15 protein-coding genes and 1 pseudogene are annotated in these 15,250 nt (G+C 62.7%); 6 read left to right on the top strand and 10 right to left on the bottom strand.

Annotation, left to right across the window (positions count from 1 at the left end; genetic code table 11):
* Window positions 1-2: 2 nt before the first annotated feature.
* Window positions 3-137 (bottom strand): hypothetical protein, encoded by a 135-nt coding sequence (locus ACLP2E_RS09260; RefSeq protein ID WP_442460876.1) that lies wholly within the window; start codon window positions 135-137, stop codon window positions 3-5.
* A gap of 104 nt (window positions 138-241) precedes the next feature.
* Window positions 242-613 carry a response regulator gene (locus ACLP2E_RS09255; protein ID WP_442460877.1) on the bottom strand — a complete coding sequence of 124 codons (372 nt, stop codon included), beginning with the start codon at window positions 611-613 and terminating at the stop codon, window positions 242-244.
* Between the two features lie 614 nt (window positions 614-1,227).
* Between ACLP2E_RS09255 and ACLP2E_RS09250 the strand changes: the two genes are divergently transcribed.
* Window positions 1,228-2,898 carry a DEAD/DEAH box helicase gene (locus ACLP2E_RS09250; protein WP_442465735.1) on the top strand — a complete coding sequence of 557 codons (1,671 nt, stop codon included), beginning with the start codon at window positions 1,228-1,230 and terminating at the stop codon, window positions 2,896-2,898.
* 12 nt (window positions 2,899-2,910) lie between these two features.
* Here the strand turns inward: ACLP2E_RS09250 and scpB are convergent, their stop codons facing one another.
* The 5 genes from scpB to argS all read right to left on the bottom strand — a co-directional run bounded on the left by scpB (window position 2,911) and on the right by argS (window position 8,963).
* Entirely contained in the window at window positions 2,911-3,645 is a 735-nt protein-coding gene (gene scpB / locus ACLP2E_RS09245; protein ID WP_442460879.1) for an SMC-Scp complex subunit ScpB, read from the bottom strand.
* 2 nt (window positions 3,646-3,647) lie between these two features.
* Window positions 3,648-4,475, bottom strand: coding sequence for a segregation and condensation protein A (locus ACLP2E_RS09240; protein WP_442460880.1), 828 nt, complete (start codon window positions 4,473-4,475; stop codon window positions 3,648-3,650).
* A gap of 117 nt (window positions 4,476-4,592) precedes the next feature.
* Window positions 4,593-5,603 carry a beta-N-acetylhexosaminidase gene (gene nagZ / locus ACLP2E_RS09235; RefSeq protein WP_442465734.1) on the bottom strand — a complete coding sequence of 337 codons (1,011 nt, stop codon included), beginning with the start codon at window positions 5,601-5,603 and terminating at the stop codon, window positions 4,593-4,595.
* 140 nt (window positions 5,604-5,743) lie between these two features.
* The gene (locus ACLP2E_RS09230; RefSeq protein WP_442465733.1) at window positions 5,744-7,114 is read right to left on the bottom strand and encodes an SPOR domain-containing protein; all 1,371 of its coding nucleotides are present in this window, start codon (window positions 7,112-7,114) and stop codon (window positions 5,744-5,746) included.
* A 70-nt stretch (window positions 7,115-7,184) separates the two neighbouring features.
* On the bottom strand, window positions 7,185-8,963 hold the full coding sequence (gene argS / locus ACLP2E_RS09225; RefSeq protein WP_442465732.1) for an arginine--tRNA ligase: 1,779 nt from the start codon (window positions 8,961-8,963) through the stop codon (window positions 7,185-7,187).
* Window positions 8,964-9,277: 314 nt separating this feature from the next.
* Between argS and ACLP2E_RS09220 the strand changes: the two genes are divergently transcribed.
* Window positions 9,278-10,279: a patatin-like phospholipase family protein gene (locus ACLP2E_RS09220; RefSeq protein WP_442460884.1), complete on the top strand. Its 1,002-nt coding sequence runs from the start codon at window positions 9,278-9,280 to the stop codon at window positions 10,277-10,279.
* An 82-nt stretch (window positions 10,280-10,361) separates the two neighbouring features.
* Here ACLP2E_RS09220 and ACLP2E_RS09215 read toward each other — a convergent pair whose 3' ends face one another.
* Window positions 10,362-10,793: a CBS domain-containing protein gene (locus ACLP2E_RS09215; RefSeq protein WP_442460885.1), complete on the bottom strand. Its 432-nt coding sequence runs from the start codon at window positions 10,791-10,793 to the stop codon at window positions 10,362-10,364.
* Window positions 10,794-10,884: 91 nt separating this feature from the next.
* Window positions 10,885-11,664, bottom strand: coding sequence for a rhomboid family intramembrane serine protease (locus ACLP2E_RS09210; protein WP_442460886.1), 780 nt, complete (start codon window positions 11,662-11,664; stop codon window positions 10,885-10,887).
* A 455-nt stretch (window positions 11,665-12,119) separates the two neighbouring features.
* On the opposite strand from ACLP2E_RS09210, the gene ACLP2E_RS09205 reads away from it, so the two are divergent.
* Both ACLP2E_RS09205 and ACLP2E_RS09200 read left to right on the top strand, forming a co-directional pair.
* Window positions 12,120-12,734, top strand: a complete 615-nt coding sequence (locus tag ACLP2E_RS09205; protein WP_442465731.1) for a PAS domain-containing protein — start codon at window positions 12,120-12,122, stop codon at window positions 12,732-12,734.
* 197 nt (window positions 12,735-12,931) lie between these two features.
* Window positions 12,932-13,537 carry a PilZ domain-containing protein gene (locus ACLP2E_RS09200; protein ID WP_442460888.1) on the top strand — a complete coding sequence of 202 codons (606 nt, stop codon included), beginning with the start codon at window positions 12,932-12,934 and terminating at the stop codon, window positions 13,535-13,537.
* A gap of 8 nt (window positions 13,538-13,545) precedes the next feature.
* On the opposite strand, the gene ACLP2E_RS09195 is transcribed toward ACLP2E_RS09200, so the two are convergent.
* Window positions 13,546-14,187: a histidine phosphatase family protein gene (locus tag ACLP2E_RS09195; protein ID WP_442465730.1), complete on the bottom strand. Its 642-nt coding sequence runs from the start codon at window positions 14,185-14,187 to the stop codon at window positions 13,546-13,548.
* 160 nt (window positions 14,188-14,347) lie between these two features.
* Between ACLP2E_RS09195 and ACLP2E_RS09190 the strand changes: the two genes are divergently transcribed.
* On the top strand, window positions 14,348-15,001 hold the full coding sequence (locus ACLP2E_RS09190; RefSeq protein WP_442465729.1) for a CorA family divalent cation transporter: 654 nt from the start codon (window positions 14,348-14,350) through the stop codon (window positions 14,999-15,001).
* Window positions 15,001-15,250, top strand: a pseudogene (locus tag ACLP2E_RS09185) (phenol degradation protein meta); the annotation flags it as partial. The gene ACLP2E_RS09190 and the pseudogene ACLP2E_RS09185, both read left to right, overlap by 1 nt.

Genomic DNA, 15,250 nt, shown 5'->3' with positions numbered 1-15,250 from the left:
CTTTACGAAACCGCCCGGGGCACGGTCACTGCGCTCCCGGGATCGAAATCGGCGCCGCTATTCGCCCACCAGGTTCCCGACAGAACCATCTGGATGCGATCCGTGGCGTAGCTGTGCGGCGCGCTGAACTTTTGCAATTTTCGGATTCCTCTTTTGGATTCCTCCCGTGCTAACGCCGATAGTGAGCCTCCCGGTCCGTTCAATGCGGAAATTTTTCGTTGCGACGCTGCGAAGGGCGCCATCATGCGCCGGGGTGCGCGGCTTCAAAGCTTTGCGCGAGGAGGCCCAGCAAGGTCGAGGCTTCATAGGGCTTTTCGATCGCATGGGCTTTGGCGTAACGCGCGAGCAAGGTCTTTTCCGGCGCATAGCCGGTGGTAAAGATGATGGGAATCCCGCGCGCCATGAGGATGTCGGCCGCCGGAAAGCACATCCCGTCGCCAAGATTGACGTCGAGAATGGCGACGTCCGCGTCACAGGTTTCGGCAAGCTTCAATGCTTCGGCAAGACTGGCTGCCGAACCGGCAATTTCGATCTCGGCCTGATCGAGAATCGTTTCCAGAGCCATCAGAATGAGCAGCGAATCCTCGGCTACGAAAACGCGTTTCCTGGCCATGATGTGCTTCGCTTCCGTTTTCGACGAGACAATCCGCCGGAAGTAAGGACACAGATCATGCCGTCCGGTTCAAACATCAAGCTGGAGGAACCCTTTTCATACGCCAGGCTGATAAGGCCAGGCATTAGGGTCCGGGATTGAAGGATCGCTGGAATCGCGCTCTGGTTGCAGAGAAATTCGAGCGCGTCGGGGATGAGAAAAAGCGAAAAAACGCGCGATTTCGTTCATTTTCGCGCGTAAAGACACAAGTTTTCGTTGCTTTTTGGCCGGTTTTCCCGTCCGCACCTTTCAGGTTGTATCATTTGGGCGCCGCGACCCGGTCCCTATCCGCTGCCGCGAGGACCGGAAGCGAAGGCCTGAAACCGATGTTATTTCAAAAACATAGGCTAAGCGACGGCACGCCGCGCCGACCAGCTGTTTCACGTGGAACATAACAAGAACAATGTTAGCCCGAAAAATGCCCTTCAGCGCAGCCATTTTCACATTCGCGTTCAACTCTCGGCGCCTCTCGCGTAAAAGACCGCGCGTCTCTCGACCTCATTGGCCTTTCGCCGTAAACAGTGTGAAGGAGTCGCGCCGCGCTTCGGATTTTCCAACTCCACGGACTCAAGACATTGACCTTCCAGAAAGCCAGCCCGATGCTGGCGCGCGCGCTCAATGAGCGCGACTACCAGAATCCCACCCCCGTTCAGGCCGCCGTGCTGCGGCCGGAGGCGGAGGGGCGCGACATACTGGTTTCCGCCCAGACCGGCTCGGGCAAGACCGTCGCCTTCGGCCTCGCCATGAGCGCCGAACTGATCGGCGCCGGCGAGAAGATTGCAGACGTCGCGGGACCGCTCGCCCTCGTCATCGCCCCGACGCGCGAACTGGCCCTGCAGGTCGCCCGCGAATTGCAATGGCTCTATCAATATGCCGGGGCGCGCATCGTCTCCTGCGTCGGCGGCATGGACCAGCGCACCGAGCGCCGCGCCCTGCAACAGGGCGCGCACATCGTCGTTGGCACGCCGGGCCGCCTGCGCGACCATATCGAGCGCCACGCCTTCGACCCCTCGCATCTCCAGGCGGTGGTGCTCGACGAAGCCGATGAAATGCTCGACATGGGTTTTCGCGAGGATCTCGAGTTCATCCTCGACGCCACGCCGGATAGCCGCCGCACCCTGATGTTCTCGGCGACCATGCCGAAGAGCATCGCGGCGCTGGCCAAGAAATACCAGCGCAACGCCTTGCGCATCGAAGCGGCGGGCGAGGCGGCGAGCCATGCCGACATCGAATATCGCGCCGTGCGGGTCGATCCGCGCGAGACCGAAAAGGCCGTGGTCAATCTGCTGCGGTTCTACGATTCGCCAACGGCCATCGTGTTCTGCAACACCCGCGATTCCGTGCGCCATTTGCAGGCGATCCTGCAGGAGCGCGGCTTTGCCGCCGCCCTGCTCTCCGGCGAACTCAGCCAGCACGAGCGTAACCTGTCGATGGCGGCGCTGCGCGACGGCCGGGCGCGCGTCTGCGTCGCCACCGATGTCGCGGCGCGCGGCCTCGACCTGCCCACTGTCGGTCTGGTGATCCATGCCGACCTGCCGCATGACGCGGAAGCCTTGCAGCATCGCTCGGGCCGCACCGGCCGCGCCGGCCGCAAGGGGGTCAGCGTGCTGCTGGTGCCCCCCAAGGCGCGCCGCCGCGCGGAGAACCTGATCGCCCAAGCCCATGTCGAAGTGGAATGGGCGGCGCCGCCGACCGCCGAAGAAATCAAGCAACTCGACCGCCGCCGCATCTTGCAGGACGCGGATCTGGGCGATGAGAGCAGCGAGGACGACAGCGAACTTGCCAGCCTGCTGCTGAGCGAACTGGGGCCGGACAAAATCGCCGCCGCGCTCGCCCGCATCTTGCGCGCCCGCCTGCCGACGGCGGAAGAAGTGGCGGACCCCGGCTTCGAAAGCGAAAAGCGCGGCGCCCGCGACTTTCCGCCCGGCAAGAGCGCCAAGTCGCACAAGGAGCCGATGCCCGGCGCGGTGTGGTTCCGGCTCGATATCGGCCGCAGCAAAAACGCCGATCCGAAATGGATACTGCCCATGCTGTGCCGCAAGGGCGGCGTGAACCGCGCCGACATCGGCGCGATCCGCATTTTCCCCAACGAGACCAATGTGGAGATCGCCGGCGGCGCGGCAAGCGGCTTTTTGCAGAGCATGCGCCGGCCCGGCGGCGACAAGATCGGGGTCGAGCGGCTCGGGGCCGAGAACAACGAAGCCGCGCCGCCGCCAAAACCGAAGAAAAAGCCGAAAAAGCCCTGAGGCGGCTTAAACCTATTCTTCAGGCGCATCGTCCGGCAAATCGGCTGCGAAGGCTTCCTCCAGCGGGTCTCCGCCGAGCGGCTCCTCGTCCTCGGTCAGACCGGCGTCGTCGCGCGGTTGCGGCACACCGAAACCCTTGGGCAGGCGGCCGTCGAACAGGCCGGCGCCCTTGAGTTCGTCGAGGCCAGGCAGATCGGAAATCTGCTCCAGGCCGAATTGCAGCAGAAATTTTTCAGTCGTGCCATAGGTGACGGGTCGGCCCGGCGCGCGGCGGCGTCCGCGCAGGCGCACCCAGCCGGTCTCCAGCAGCACGTCCATCGTCCCCTTGGACAGGGCCACACCGCGAATATCCTCGATTTCCGCGCGGGTCGCCGGCTGGTGATAGGCGACGATGGCGAGGGTCTCCATGGCGGCGCGCGAAAGCTTCTTCACTTCCTTTTTCTCGCGCTGCAACACCCAGGCGAGGTCGGGGGCGGTGCGGAAGATCCATTTCTTGTGAACCCGGACCAACTGGACGCCGCGGGAAAAATAATCAGCCTTGAGATAGGCAAGGGCGGCGGCGAGATCGGCGCCTACAGGCAGGCGCTTGGCCATTTCCTCTTCGCTCAACGCCTCGGTCGAGGCGAAGATCAGCGCTTCGCAAATACGCATGTTTTCGCGCAGCGTCTCGTCGGGCTTTTCGCGTGACAGAAAATCGACGGCGTCCTGCGCCTTCAGGTCGAACAGCGCGTCCTGTTCCTGGGCCATGCTTATTCCGCCGCCATGGCGGGCGGCGGCTCCTCCTTGCGCCGCACCCAGAGCGGCGCGAAGGCGCGGTCCTGGCGCAGATCGATCAGCCCTTCCCTTACCATTTCCAGCGAGGCGGAAAAAGTCGATGCGCGCATCGTCCGCGTCTGCGCCGGCGTCGCCCCCCAGGTAAGGAGGTAATCGTCGAGCGCGGTCCACTCCACGGTCATGCCGATCAGCCGCTCCAGCACGTCGCGCGCTTCCGCCAGCGACCAGACCTGCCGGGTCTTGACCGAGACGAGGGAGAGCGCCTGTTTTTGCCGCTGCCGCGCATAAGCGGCGAGGAGATCGTAAATGCTGGCCTTGAAGAGCGGAGAGTTGACCAGTTCGAGCCCTTCGGGGGCGCCGCGTAAAAACAGATCGCGGTCGAGTTGCGGACGCTCGAACATCCGCGCCGCCGCCGCTCGGATCGCCTGCAGGCGACGCAGCCGCCGGGCGAGGCTGTCAGCGAGTTCGACGGCGTCGGGTTCCTCGCTCTTGGGCGGCGCCGGCAGCAGCAGGCGCGATTTGAGATAGGCCAGCCAGGCCGCCATCACCAGATAATCGGCGGCGAGTTCCAGCCGCACCCGCCGCGCCGCCTCAATGAATTCGAGATATTGTTCGGCAAGCGCAAGGATGGAAATGCGGCTTAGATCGACTTTCTGCCGCCGCGCCAGTTCGAGCAGCAGGTCGAGCGGGCCTTCGAACCCGTCGAGATCGACGCGAAAATCCGCTTCACCCGCAGCCGAATCGAGAGAATCGCCGCCCTGGGTTTCGAATTCCGTCAACTCGCCGCCTTCGCTTCGCGCCATTTTCTCCGTCCGCCGCACCGCCTCAACTTCCTGAAAACATGGCGCTCACGATAAATGGGCTTCTCGTTTCCTTGCGCCCCGCTTGTCTCGCGAATCACGAAAGACAGCGTGAGTGAATCAGGCCAGAGCCGCAAGCGCCGAAGCGAGTTCCGCCCGCGCATCCACAGGATCGAAGGGCGAGGCCTCGGCAAAATGGCGCGCGACGCTTGCGCGAGCGCTTTCGACGCGTTCAAGCGCCTTGCCTGCGAGAATGGGCGAGGCCTGCGCAACCGAACCGGCTTCGCGCAGATCGCCGTTGCAATGCAGGGCGAGATCGATACCGGCGGCGAAAGCCCGCGCCGAGCGTTCAAAGAAACTTCCGCCAAGCGCCATCATCGACAGATCGTCGCTCATCAGCAAGCCGTCGAATCCGATCTCGCCGCGAATGATGCCTTCGACCACCCCGCGGGAATGCGTGCCCGGCTGCGAAGGATCGATGGCCTCATAGACGACATGCGCCGTCATTGCCGCCGGCAGGTCTACATTGGCCCGGAACGGCGCGAAATCCCTTTCCAGCTCCGCTCGCGAGGCCCTGACTCTCGGCAATTCGAAATGGCTGTCGGCGAGAGCGCGGCCATGACCTGGAATATGTTTCATCACCGGCATCACCCCGCCGGCCATCAGGCCGAGAGCGGCGGCGCGCCCCAGCCTAGCCACGTCGTCAGGATTATCGCCATAGGCGCGATCCCCGATGATTTTATGCGCGTCGGGCGTGGGAACGTCGAGCACGGGCAGGCAGTTCACATCGATTCCCAGTGCACGCAAATCGTCGGCGATGAGACGCGCCGAATGAGCGGCGAGCTGTTCGTCGGCGCCTGGCAATCTGCTGAATAGCGCGGCTGGCGGGTAGACCGGCCAGTGCGGCTTGCTCAGCCGTTGCACCCTGCCGCCTTCCTGATCGACAAGCACGGCGGCGCCGTCGCCGAGAATTTCGCGAAAGGAGGCGGTCAGCGCCGCCACCTGCTCCGGATGGTCGATATTGCGGCGAAACAGGATCAATCCCCAAGGCCGCGCCTCGGTGAAAAAGGCGCGCTCGTCAGCGCTGAGGGAAAGGCCGGCGCAACCGGATATAAAAGCGCGAAAAGTCATTATCTCCTTATCCACTATCGCGACTTGTCGCGATAGTGGAATCCCTCGCATGAGCCAATCAAGGCGTCCTTTAGACACCCGTCGTTGGACGGGCTTTGCTCGCAATCGCTCCTAATCGCGCCTCTTCTTGCGAAATACCATTAATTCCTGGCGACAAAGCAGTTTCCGCCCTGCCCTTTGATTGCCGTGCACATCGTCTTGGCCGTTTCTTCCGGCAAATGGCCGACGCGGACACGATAGATGGTCTTGTCCCCGACCTTGGCCTCGACGAATGTAGCGTGACGGCCCTGCAAGGCGCTCGCATATTTGACGCTCAGTTTATTGGCGGCGGCGCGGGCTTCCGATTCCACCGGCGATCCGGCGAGTTGCACCGCGAAACCGCCGGATTCGCCGGCATGTTCCGTGGCGGCGGGCTTGGCGGCTTGTGGCCTGGTGGTCGGCGTCTTCAGGGCGGCTTCGGTGGTCGAAGTGACGGCGCGATCGGTGGATTTGGTCGTCGCAGGCGTCCTGGTCGGAACGGGCTTGGCCGGCGCCGTCGGCGCAACCGACGGATAGCCGGCGGACGCCATGCTCGGAACGCCGTGGGCCAGTTGCGGCCGCGCGTCGGCGCCATCGATCACGCTGCCATCGGCGCGCACCGATACGGTCTTGACCTTTTTCGGCGTCGGGAAGGTCGCCTCGCCCTGCGGCGCCGGCTGGGAGGCGTTGGCCGGAGGCGGTGGCGTCGGAACTCCGGCGGCGGGACCGACGACGCGCGCCGATTTCACTGTCGCGCCAAGATCGGCGGGCTGTTCCTGATTGGCCACGACCTTGGCGACGTTGCCATTGTCCTTGCGGTCAAACAGCGTCTGCGAATTGGCGGACGAGGAATTGTCGGCTTGTTCCGGCTTGATCCGGGCCGGATCGCTATCGGCCTGGATAGTAACAACGTCATGGCCGCCGGATTTGGCGCGCATGGCCAGAGTGGCGCCGATGGCGGCGACGCCGAGCAGCAGAACAGCCGCCATGCCGTAAACCACCTTGCGCCTGCCGGCTGGGGCCGCCTGCGCTGGTTGCGCCTGAAAGTCATCGTAATGCCCATCCCAGTCGTCGGCCTCGGGCGCCGCTTCCGGCTGCCAGTTCGGCTCGGCTTCGTGGTAGGGCAAAGGCTCGGAAGCATAGGCCTCCTCGTGGGAATGCGCCGTCGGCGAATGTGCCGGCTGCGCCTGGCCTGCAACATTCGGGCGCTCGGCGAAATAGGGCTCGTGCGAGGGATGGAGCAATTCCGGGGTGGAGCCTTGGAGCGGAGCCGGAGCGTTGCGAATATCAGCGATCGCCGCCTGGGCGCGGAACAAAGCCTCGAAAGGATCTTCCTTTTTCGCGGCGCCCTCGCTCCCGAGCAGGCGGGCGAGTTCGGCGAGAGGATCGGCGGCCTCCGCCGACGACTGACGCGGAGCCGGCGCAGCAGCGCGCAGGCGACGTTCGAACTCGTCCAGATCCTCCGGACGAAACTTAGCGGCAGACTCACCCATGGCGCACCCTCACATCACGCAAAAACCCGGAAGGAGAGCGCCCAGACTTAAGGAGCTTTTGCGCGAAACATCAGCGCATCTCTTCCGGAGCTTTAACACCCAGAACCGACAATCCAGACGCCAGGACGTTGATTAACCCTGTAACCAAAGCCAACCTGGCGCAGGTCAAATCTCTACTATCTTGATTAACAAAGCGTAATTGTGGCTGATCTTTGCCGCGATTCCAGTGGGAATGAAAAAAACTCGCCAGTTCATGCAGGTAAAAGGCGAGACGATGCGGTTCGTGCGCCGTCGCCGCGCTTTCGATAACACGCGGATATTGCGCCATTAATTTGACCAGGGCCTGTTCGCTCTCGTCGACCAGCAACGCCAGGTCCGCCGCCGCCAGCTTGGGCCCCGCGAGGTCGAGGTCAGGAAAAGCAGCCAGCGCCTGACGTAACGCCGAATGGGCGCGCGCATGGGCGTATTGGACGTAAAACACGGGATTGTCCCTGGATTGCTCGATCACCTTGGCCAGATCGAATTCCAGCGGCGCGTCGTTCTTGCGCGTCAGCATCATGAAACGCACGGCGTCGACACCAACTTCGTCTACAACTTCACGTAAAGTAACGAAGTCACCGGAGCGCTTCGACATTTTGACCGGCTCTCCCTCGCGCATCAGCTTGACCATCTGGCACAATTTGACATCGAGCGTCGTCGCGCCTCCTGACAGGGCGACCACGGCGGCGTTCATTCGCTTGACATAGCCGCCGTGGTCGGCGCCCCAGACATCGACCAGGACGTCATAGCCGGCTTCGATTTTCTTGCGGTGATAGGCGATGTCCGAGGCGAAATAGGTATAGGAGCCATCGGATTTCTTCAGCGGTCTGTCGACGTCGTCGCCGAAATCGGTGGATTTGAACAGCGTCTGCTCGCGATCCTCCCAGTCCTCCGGCAATTGGCCCTTGGGAGGCGGCAGCCGGCCCTCATAGACCAGGTTTTTGGCCCGCAGGTCGTCGATGGCGGCCTCGACGTCGGAGACGCCGTTGTTCTTCACGTGCAGCGAACGTTCGGAAAAGAAAACCTCATGGGTGATGTTTAGCGCGGCGAGATCCTCGCGGATCATCGCCATCATCGCTTCGATAGAGGCGTCGCGCACCGGGCCGAGCCATTCCGCCTCGGATTGTTCCCGCAGTGATCCGCCGTATTGCTTCGCCAGGGCGGCGCCGACCGGCTTCAGATAATCGCCGGGATAGAGGCCCTCCGGAATGGTCACGCTTTCGCCCAGCGCTTCGAGGTAGCGCAGATAGGCGGATCGGGCCAGAACATCGACTTGGGCGCCGGCGTCGTTGATGTAATATTCTCGCGTCACCTGCGAACCGGCGAATTCCATCAGTCCGGCCAGAGCGTCGCCGAACACCGCGCCGCGCCCGTGACCGATATGCATCGGCCCGGTCGGGTTGGCGGACACATATTCGACATTGACTTTGCGAGCCGCAACGCGCCCGGCGGGGCCGCGCCCGAAATCGCCGCGCTCGACCAGGATGACACGCAAGATATCTGCAAAAATCCGCGGCTTCAGGCGAATGTTGAGAAAACCGGGTCCCGCCACTTCGGCCTGATCGACCTCCGGCTCCTGGGTCAGCTGAAAAGCCAGGTCGGCGGCGAGTTGGCGCGGATTGGGATAAAACTCTTTCGCTTCCCTGGCGAAAACCATCGCGGCGTTGCATGCCAGGTCGCCCATGGCCGGATCGCGCGGCGGCTCGACGACGAAACGCGCCGCATCGAGATTTTGCGGCAGCAGTCCCTCCTTGCCGAACCGGTCGAGAATGGCGGCGATGCGGAGGTGGAATTCGGCATAGATATTCATCGGACGGTCCCAAAAACCTGGCTGCCGAGCGGGGCTAAACCAATTCGCTGGCCAGGTCAAAGATTCGCTGCTCTGCGCGCTTTCACCAAAGTGGTGTGCAAAAATCCGACGCTCGGTGTCGATTGCGATCCCTTGAATCGCAGTCGAAGCCGGGGAACCTTTGCTCCCGCCCGTGCATTTCCTGCATGGCTTTCTATTTTTAAAGCCAAGGGGGCGGCGGTAAGGGTTCAGCAAGGAGTCTTGCGCAGGCTTGCAGGTTCCATCGCCATTGGCCGCCACCGCCGACCGGCGGTAATTTCAATGGGGACCGGGCTATGTTCGGTTTTAACTGGAAGACATTCGAAAAATCAGGCGAGTCCTTTTCCGCTGCGAGCGGAGGCGGTATTGCGCCGGAAAGTAAGCGCCGACCGCGCATCGGTCTGGCGCTCGGATCCGGCGCGGCGCGCGGCTGGTCGCATATCGGCGTGCTGCAGGAACTGGAAGCGCGCAAGGTGCCCATCGACGTGATCGCGGGAGCCTCGATGGGCGCGGTGGTCGGCGGCTGCTATGCTGCCGGAAGGCTGGCGGCGCTGGAGGAATTCGCCCGAGCCCTGACCAAGCGGCGGGTCTTCGCGATGATGGACGTGTCCTTTTCCGGCGCGGGAATGCTCTCAGGCGGCAAGCTGCGCGACGAATTGGCGCGCGTATTGTCCGGATTGCGCGTGGAGACCCTGCCGATGACTTTTGGCGCCGTGGCCACCGAAATCGGCTCCGGCCATGAAGTCTGGCTGCGCAAGGGAGATCTCGTCCAGGCGATCCGCGCTTCGTACGCGCTTCCAGGCATTTTCGAACCCCTCCGCATCGACAACCGCTGGCTGTTCGACGGCGCGCTGGTCAATCCGGTGCCGGTGACCCTGTGTCGGGCGATGGGCGCGGAACTGGTCATCGCGGTCAACCTGGTCGGCGACACCGCTTACCGGGGCGCCTTGATCGCCGACCCAAGCCAGCCCGAGCTGGATGGCGACGAACTCGCGGCGGCTGGCGAGGCGCGACAATTGCGCCGCCAGTTCGGGCGCGGCGCCGACGGAGCGCCGGGCATTCTGGCGGCTATGCTCGACGCCTTCAACATCACCCAGGACCGCATCGCGCGCTCTCGTCTCGCCGGCGATCCACCGGACGTGCTGATCAACGCCAGATTGTCGAAAATCGGTTTGTTCGAATTTCATCGCGCCGAAGAACTGATCGCCGTCGGCCGCGAGGCGGCTCGACGCGCGCTGAACGAAATCGAGCAAATCGCCGCGATAGAAAGTCAGCTGCTCGGAAGCGGGACGGTTTAAGCGCAACAGCCTGGCGGGAGTCGCCTCGCCGAAAAACCCGCCCGCTTGGCGACGGACGGGTGCGAAAGAAAAATCTTAGCGCTCAGGCGGTGGCGATATATTCGCGCAAGGCGCGATGTTCGGATTCAATCAGCTCCAACCGGTGCTTGACCACGTCGCCGATCGACACGACGCCACTCAGCCGACCGTTGTGCACCACCGGCAAATGACGGAAGCGTCCAGCAGTCATCTGTTCCATGACATGATCGATCGCATCTTCCATGCTCGCGGTGACAACTTTGGTCGTCATATGTTTCGACACGGCGTCCTGCATCACGCCGACGCCATTCCTGCCGATCGCGCGAACAATGTCACGCTCGGACAGTATGCCCAGAACCTCGCCGTCGCCGCCGGTAACAATGACCGCGCCAATGCCTCTTTCGGCGAGAATGGCCGCGATTTCCTGCAAGGTGCGATGGGGCTGCGTCGTCGTCACGTCGTTCCCCTTGGCGGCAAGAATAACTGCTACTGTCATCAGACCCCTCCAGTTAGACGCGGGCTTCCCGCCCGTCTTTAGTTGTCAGGATGCGCCGGTTCTCGTCAGAGCGCAAGCGAAGCCTTGGCTATCAAGCTTTGCGTCTTTGGTCGAATAATGGCGCCAGCAAAAGTCCGGCGAAAAACCCGCCAATGTGCGCTTCCCAGGCGATCGGGGCTGAGGAAAAGCCGAAACTCTGGCCACCCAGCCCGACCAGCAGGTTTGAGGCGAACCAGAAGCCGACAAAAGCCAGGGTCTGGCGATTGGCCAGCATTTCCGGGAGCGAGGCTAGCGGGGGCGCCTCGACGCCGGCGAAGCGGCTACGAAAAAACGCGCCGGGCTGGAACACGAAGCGCGCCGCCGCACCCATATAGGCGGAAACTGCGGCCGAGGCGCCGATCATCGGCGCCAGCTCGGTCAGATGCAAAGCCGTGTAGAAGAAGGCCCCGGCGATGGCGCCCAAGGCGCCCAGCATTAAAAAACGTCTCGGGCCAAATCGCCGCGCGACCGGGGAACCGAAGGCGGCAAGCCAGAATCCATTGAAGATCAGATGGGTCCAGTCGCCATGCAGGAACGCGTAGCTCAGCGGAGTAAACCAGAGTTTGTACGGCGGCGCGTAAGTCAGGAAGAACTCGCCAATCTGGCCTTCGATTTCCGATGAATTGGCGATCTTCGTCAAATGATCGAGTACGGCGCTCTGGTCGATGAGGAAACCGAACCGCGCAGGCACGAAGCCGTAAGTGGCGATCAGCCGCAGATCCGCTTCCGTCGAAGACAACACGCGCACGCCATGCACAAGGGTAAAAAGCGCCAGCAACAGCAGGACGGCGGCAGGAATATTGAAGATCGGCTCGCGGGTGCGTTCGCCCATTTTTAAACTGACTTTCAACTGACTGGCTTGCGTATCGCGGTTTGATCGGTCGGGCGGGAAGTGATCATAGCGTTTTCCAGCGGAGCTGGATAATGGGTCGCGTGAAGAAAACGTGAGTAAAATTAAAAGCAGAACCCTCTCCGCTCGTGCTCAATCGAAGCGGAAATGGCTATGGGGCAAGCCGAGGCACACTCTGCCCATGCAAAAATTTCTCGGCGACCATCGAGGGTCTTCAACGTCAGCTTCGCCGCTTCCGCCACTGGGCGAGATTGCCAAAAAGCCCAGGCGTTTGCAACGACAACCTCCACCAATGCGGCACAAGCCGGACGGGACCTGCCCTAGACTTGGCCGGGAGTTGGCCCGGACTTCGCAGCCTCCGCTTGAGGGGCGGCGGGCAACGACGTTCCGACCCGCGACGCGACAGAATCGACCCAAAAACCGACAGGGGCGGGAAAATGAGACAGGCGGCCACACTGGAGCTTTACAGCTACTGGAATTGCTTGCGCGGCGCCCGGCTGTCCCCGGAACGCACCGAAATCGACCCGGCGGCGATAAGGCATGTTCTCGCGGACACCATGATCCTGGAAGTCGATGAAGAGCGGAGATTTCCGGTCCGCATTTCCGGCACGAGGCTGAACGCGCTGTTTCTCGACGAGCAGAAGGGCAATTCGTTCACCGCCCTGTTCGCGCCGGAAGAACGGCGGTCTGTCAGCAGGATGATCCTTGCAGTCCTTGACGAATCGCGGCCGGTCGTCGCCGGGCTGACCGCCGCGCCCAAGGACGCCAGGCCGGCCAATCTGGAGTTGCTGATTTTGCCGCTGCGCCACCGCGGAAAGACCCATTCTCGCGTTCTGGGGGCGATCACGCCGACCGCCATTCCCTCCTGGCTCGGCCTGCGCCCGGCCGCTTGCCTGCGTATGGTCGCCATGCGCTTCATCGACGGCGGCGACCCTGGGCCGCTGCCGCCCATGCTGCAAGGCGCCCTGCCGCGATCGCCAGGCGACCTGGCCCAGCGCGCGAAAATTCGCCGCCGCTCCTTTTTTGTCGTCGCCGGCGGCCGGACCAAATAAATCAATTCTCCCTGGCATGAGCCCGTATGCGTCGTCCGCGCCCGTTTGTCGACGGGCTTTGGTCGCGTTCGCTCCCATCGGTTCGCTCCTGTTGGGCAGGACAAGCCCTCGGCAGGGTGCGCGATACGGGCGTAACCGCGAATTAACCTTGGCGAGATTATGATTTTGGTCTTCCAGAGGATAATGCGGCGAGCCCGATGCAACTCCAGGCCAAAGTCACGTCGAAGCCATTGGAACGGCGCCGCTTTGCGCGAGTAAAACTCGCTTTGCTCGGACGTTACATGCTGGAGGACCGGCGGGAGTTTCCCTGCCAGACCATCGATATTTCGGTCGGCGGCCTCGCATTGACCGCTCCGGTTCCCGGCGCCACGGGCGAAAGAATCATCGCCTATTTCGACGCCTTGGGACGGATCGAAGGCGTTGTCGTCCGCCAACTCGAACATGGCTTCGCAATGACCGCCGTCATGCCGGCGGTCAAAAGGGAAAAGCTGGTCAATCAGTTGACCTGGCTCGCCAACCGCAAGATGCTCGGTCTGCCTGAAGACCGCCGCCACGAGCGCATCGTGCCCCATCAGCTCGAAACCACCATCCGCCTGCCGGGCGGCGGCGCTTTTTCGGCGCGCATCGTCGACATTTCGGTTTCCGGCGCCGCCGTCAGATGCGAGACGCAAGCGCCGACGGGAACGATGCTTCACATCGGCCGCCGTCCAGCGCGGGTGGTTCGCAGCCTTGATCACGGCATGGCGCTGGAATTCGCCTTGCCGCTGTCTTACGACGTTTTCGACGCCAATGTCGTGCTTTGACCAGCTATTCAGCCGGCAAAACCCGACAGATGAGCGGTGTCGTTGATTTTCACTACGCGAATATGGTTGCACGCAAAATCGAACAGGTTCAGCCCGCACGGGTCCTGCATCAGACGCCAATAGGCGGAAATCGGCAATTCCAGTACTTGCAGCAAGATAGCCCGGTTGACGCTGTCATGCCCGACCATGACGATGGTTTCGTCGGGATGCCGCTCCAAAACAAGGCGCAGGGCCTCGGCGCCGCGCGCGAACATGTCCTGCAGGGAATCGCCGCCGGGAAACCTCATCAGTTGCGGGGCCTCGAACCAGGTGGCGTAAAGCGCCGGGGTGGCGCCCTCGACCTCTTCGTGCGTGCGTCCCTGCCAGTCGCCGTAGTCGATATCGTGCAGGCAATCGAGCTTTCGCAAGGGCGCCCCGGTCGCCCGGGCGATCGCTTCCCCGGTGGCGACGGCGCGCTGCAGCGGGCCGGTATAGATTGCGGCGGGCCGCCATTCGTCGTGAATCCGCTTGCCGAGCGCAGTTGCCTGGGCGCGTCCTTTCTCCGTCAGCGTAGGTCGAGCCGGCCGCGAAACTTCTCCGGCGAGATTCCCTCCACATGGCCGTGGCGGACGAGCAAAATTCTGGTCATGGTCGGGCTCCCTCCCCCGCATCGCAGATGAGTCTGCGCCACGTGCAAGAATGTTCCGTGTCGACGGAGCGTTTTTTCGGCCGACCGGGCTCGAAACGGTCCCGCTTCTTATGTTTGTCACGCTGTTGCGCTGGTAGGATAGTGAAATCCATTGGCCCGTCAGGACACCCGAGGAGACCGGGATGGAGACAGTCAGAGTTTCGCCGCCACAAAATGGCGATGGGGAGATTGAGGGACTGGTCTGGGGCTGCCGATTCTCTGAATCCGGCGCCGCCGAACTGCTGCATGGCGACGACTTGCGGGAGGCGATCGAGAAGCAGGAAGACTGGCTGTGGCTAAATTTCGATCTCGCCGACGAGGGAACCAGGACAGCCATTGCTTCGCTGCCGCATTTGCCTCCGCAAGCCGTCGCCATGCTGTTGTCCAACGACGACCGCCAGAATATCTACAGTTTTGGGCCAATGATCGGCGGAGTAGTGGCCGATTTCGAGAACAGCGAGCAGCCTGACCTCCGGCGAATGGTGCGGTGGAATTTCGTCATGGCGCCTCATCTGTTCATCTCGGCGCGGTGTCAGCCCGGACTGATCCTGCGCGCGCACATCCTGCAAGAGGAGCTGAATGCGCGCGAGGCGGAAAAAACCAATAAAAGGCTAACCGTGCTGTCCATCGTCTCGGCGCTGCTGCTGCCGCCGACCTTCATTACCGGCATGTTCGGAATGAACGTCTCCGCCCTGCCCTTGCAGGACACTCCTCACGGATTCTGGTTCGCCTGCGGACTGATGGTCGCCTCGATGGCCGGGATGCTGGTCGTCTTGCACCGGGTTCGCCTGAACTGATGAAGAGAGTTTTCGCCCATGCATTTGCGTTGGCCTCGCCGCTGTTCGCGGCGACAGCCGCGTTCGCCGACGAGGGCGGCGTAAGCTTCTGGCTGCCGGGAACCTACGGCAGCCTCGCCGCGGTTCCCGGGACGCCCGGCCTGAATTTCACGACCTTCAACTATAACGACTTCGCCAGCGTCGATAAAAACGCCTATGTCGTCCGCATGGGCGCCATTCAAGCGGGGCTCGCCTCCCGCACCAACGAAC

It is taken from the genome of Rhodoblastus sp. (genome assembly GCF_052145335.1).
Classification (GTDB): Bacteria; Pseudomonadota; Alphaproteobacteria; order Rhizobiales; family Beijerinckiaceae; genus Rhodoblastus.
Note: the sequence above shows the minus strand (reverse complement) of the source record. Positions and strands in the feature narration are given on the sequence as shown.

Coding starts and splice junctions, on each gene's coding strand:
- ACLP2E_RS09255 (WP_442460877.1), bottom strand. CDS start 613: ATGGCCAGGAAACGCGTTTTCGTAGCCGAGGATTCGCTGCTCATTCTG.
- scpB (WP_442460879.1), bottom strand. CDS start 3,645: ATGGCCCAGGAACAGGACGCGCTGTTCGACCTGAAGGCGCAGGACGCC.
- ACLP2E_RS09240 (WP_442460880.1), bottom strand. CDS start 4,475: ATGGCGCGAAGCGAAGGCGGCGAGTTGACGGAATTCGAAACCCAGGGC.
- nagZ (WP_442465734.1), bottom strand. CDS start 5,603: ATGACTTTTCGCGCTTTTATATCCGGTTGCGCCGGCCTTTCCCTCAGC.
- ACLP2E_RS09230 (WP_442465733.1), bottom strand. CDS start 7,114: ATGGGTGAGTCTGCCGCTAAGTTTCGTCCGGAGGATCTGGACGAGTTC.
- argS (WP_442465732.1), bottom strand. CDS start 8,963: ATGAATATCTATGCCGAATTCCACCTCCGCATCGCCGCCATTCTCGAC.
- ACLP2E_RS09220 (WP_442460884.1), top strand. CDS start 9,278: ATGTTCGGTTTTAACTGGAAGACATTCGAAAAATCAGGCGAGTCCTTT.
- ACLP2E_RS09215 (WP_442460885.1), bottom strand. CDS start 10,793: ATGACAGTAGCAGTTATTCTTGCCGCCAAGGGGAACGACGTGACGACG.
- ACLP2E_RS09210 (WP_442460886.1), bottom strand. CDS start 11,664: ATGGGCGAACGCACCCGCGAGCCGATCTTCAATATTCCTGCCGCCGTC.
- ACLP2E_RS09205 (WP_442465731.1), top strand. CDS start 12,120: ATGAGACAGGCGGCCACACTGGAGCTTTACAGCTACTGGAATTGCTTG.
- ACLP2E_RS09200 (WP_442460888.1), top strand. CDS start 12,932: ATGCAACTCCAGGCCAAAGTCACGTCGAAGCCATTGGAACGGCGCCGC.
- ACLP2E_RS09195 (WP_442465730.1), bottom strand. CDS start 14,187: ATGCGGGGGAGGGAGCCCGACCATGACCAGAATTTTGCTCGTCCGCCA.
- ACLP2E_RS09190 (WP_442465729.1), top strand. CDS start 14,348: ATGGAGACAGTCAGAGTTTCGCCGCCACAAAATGGCGATGGGGAGATT.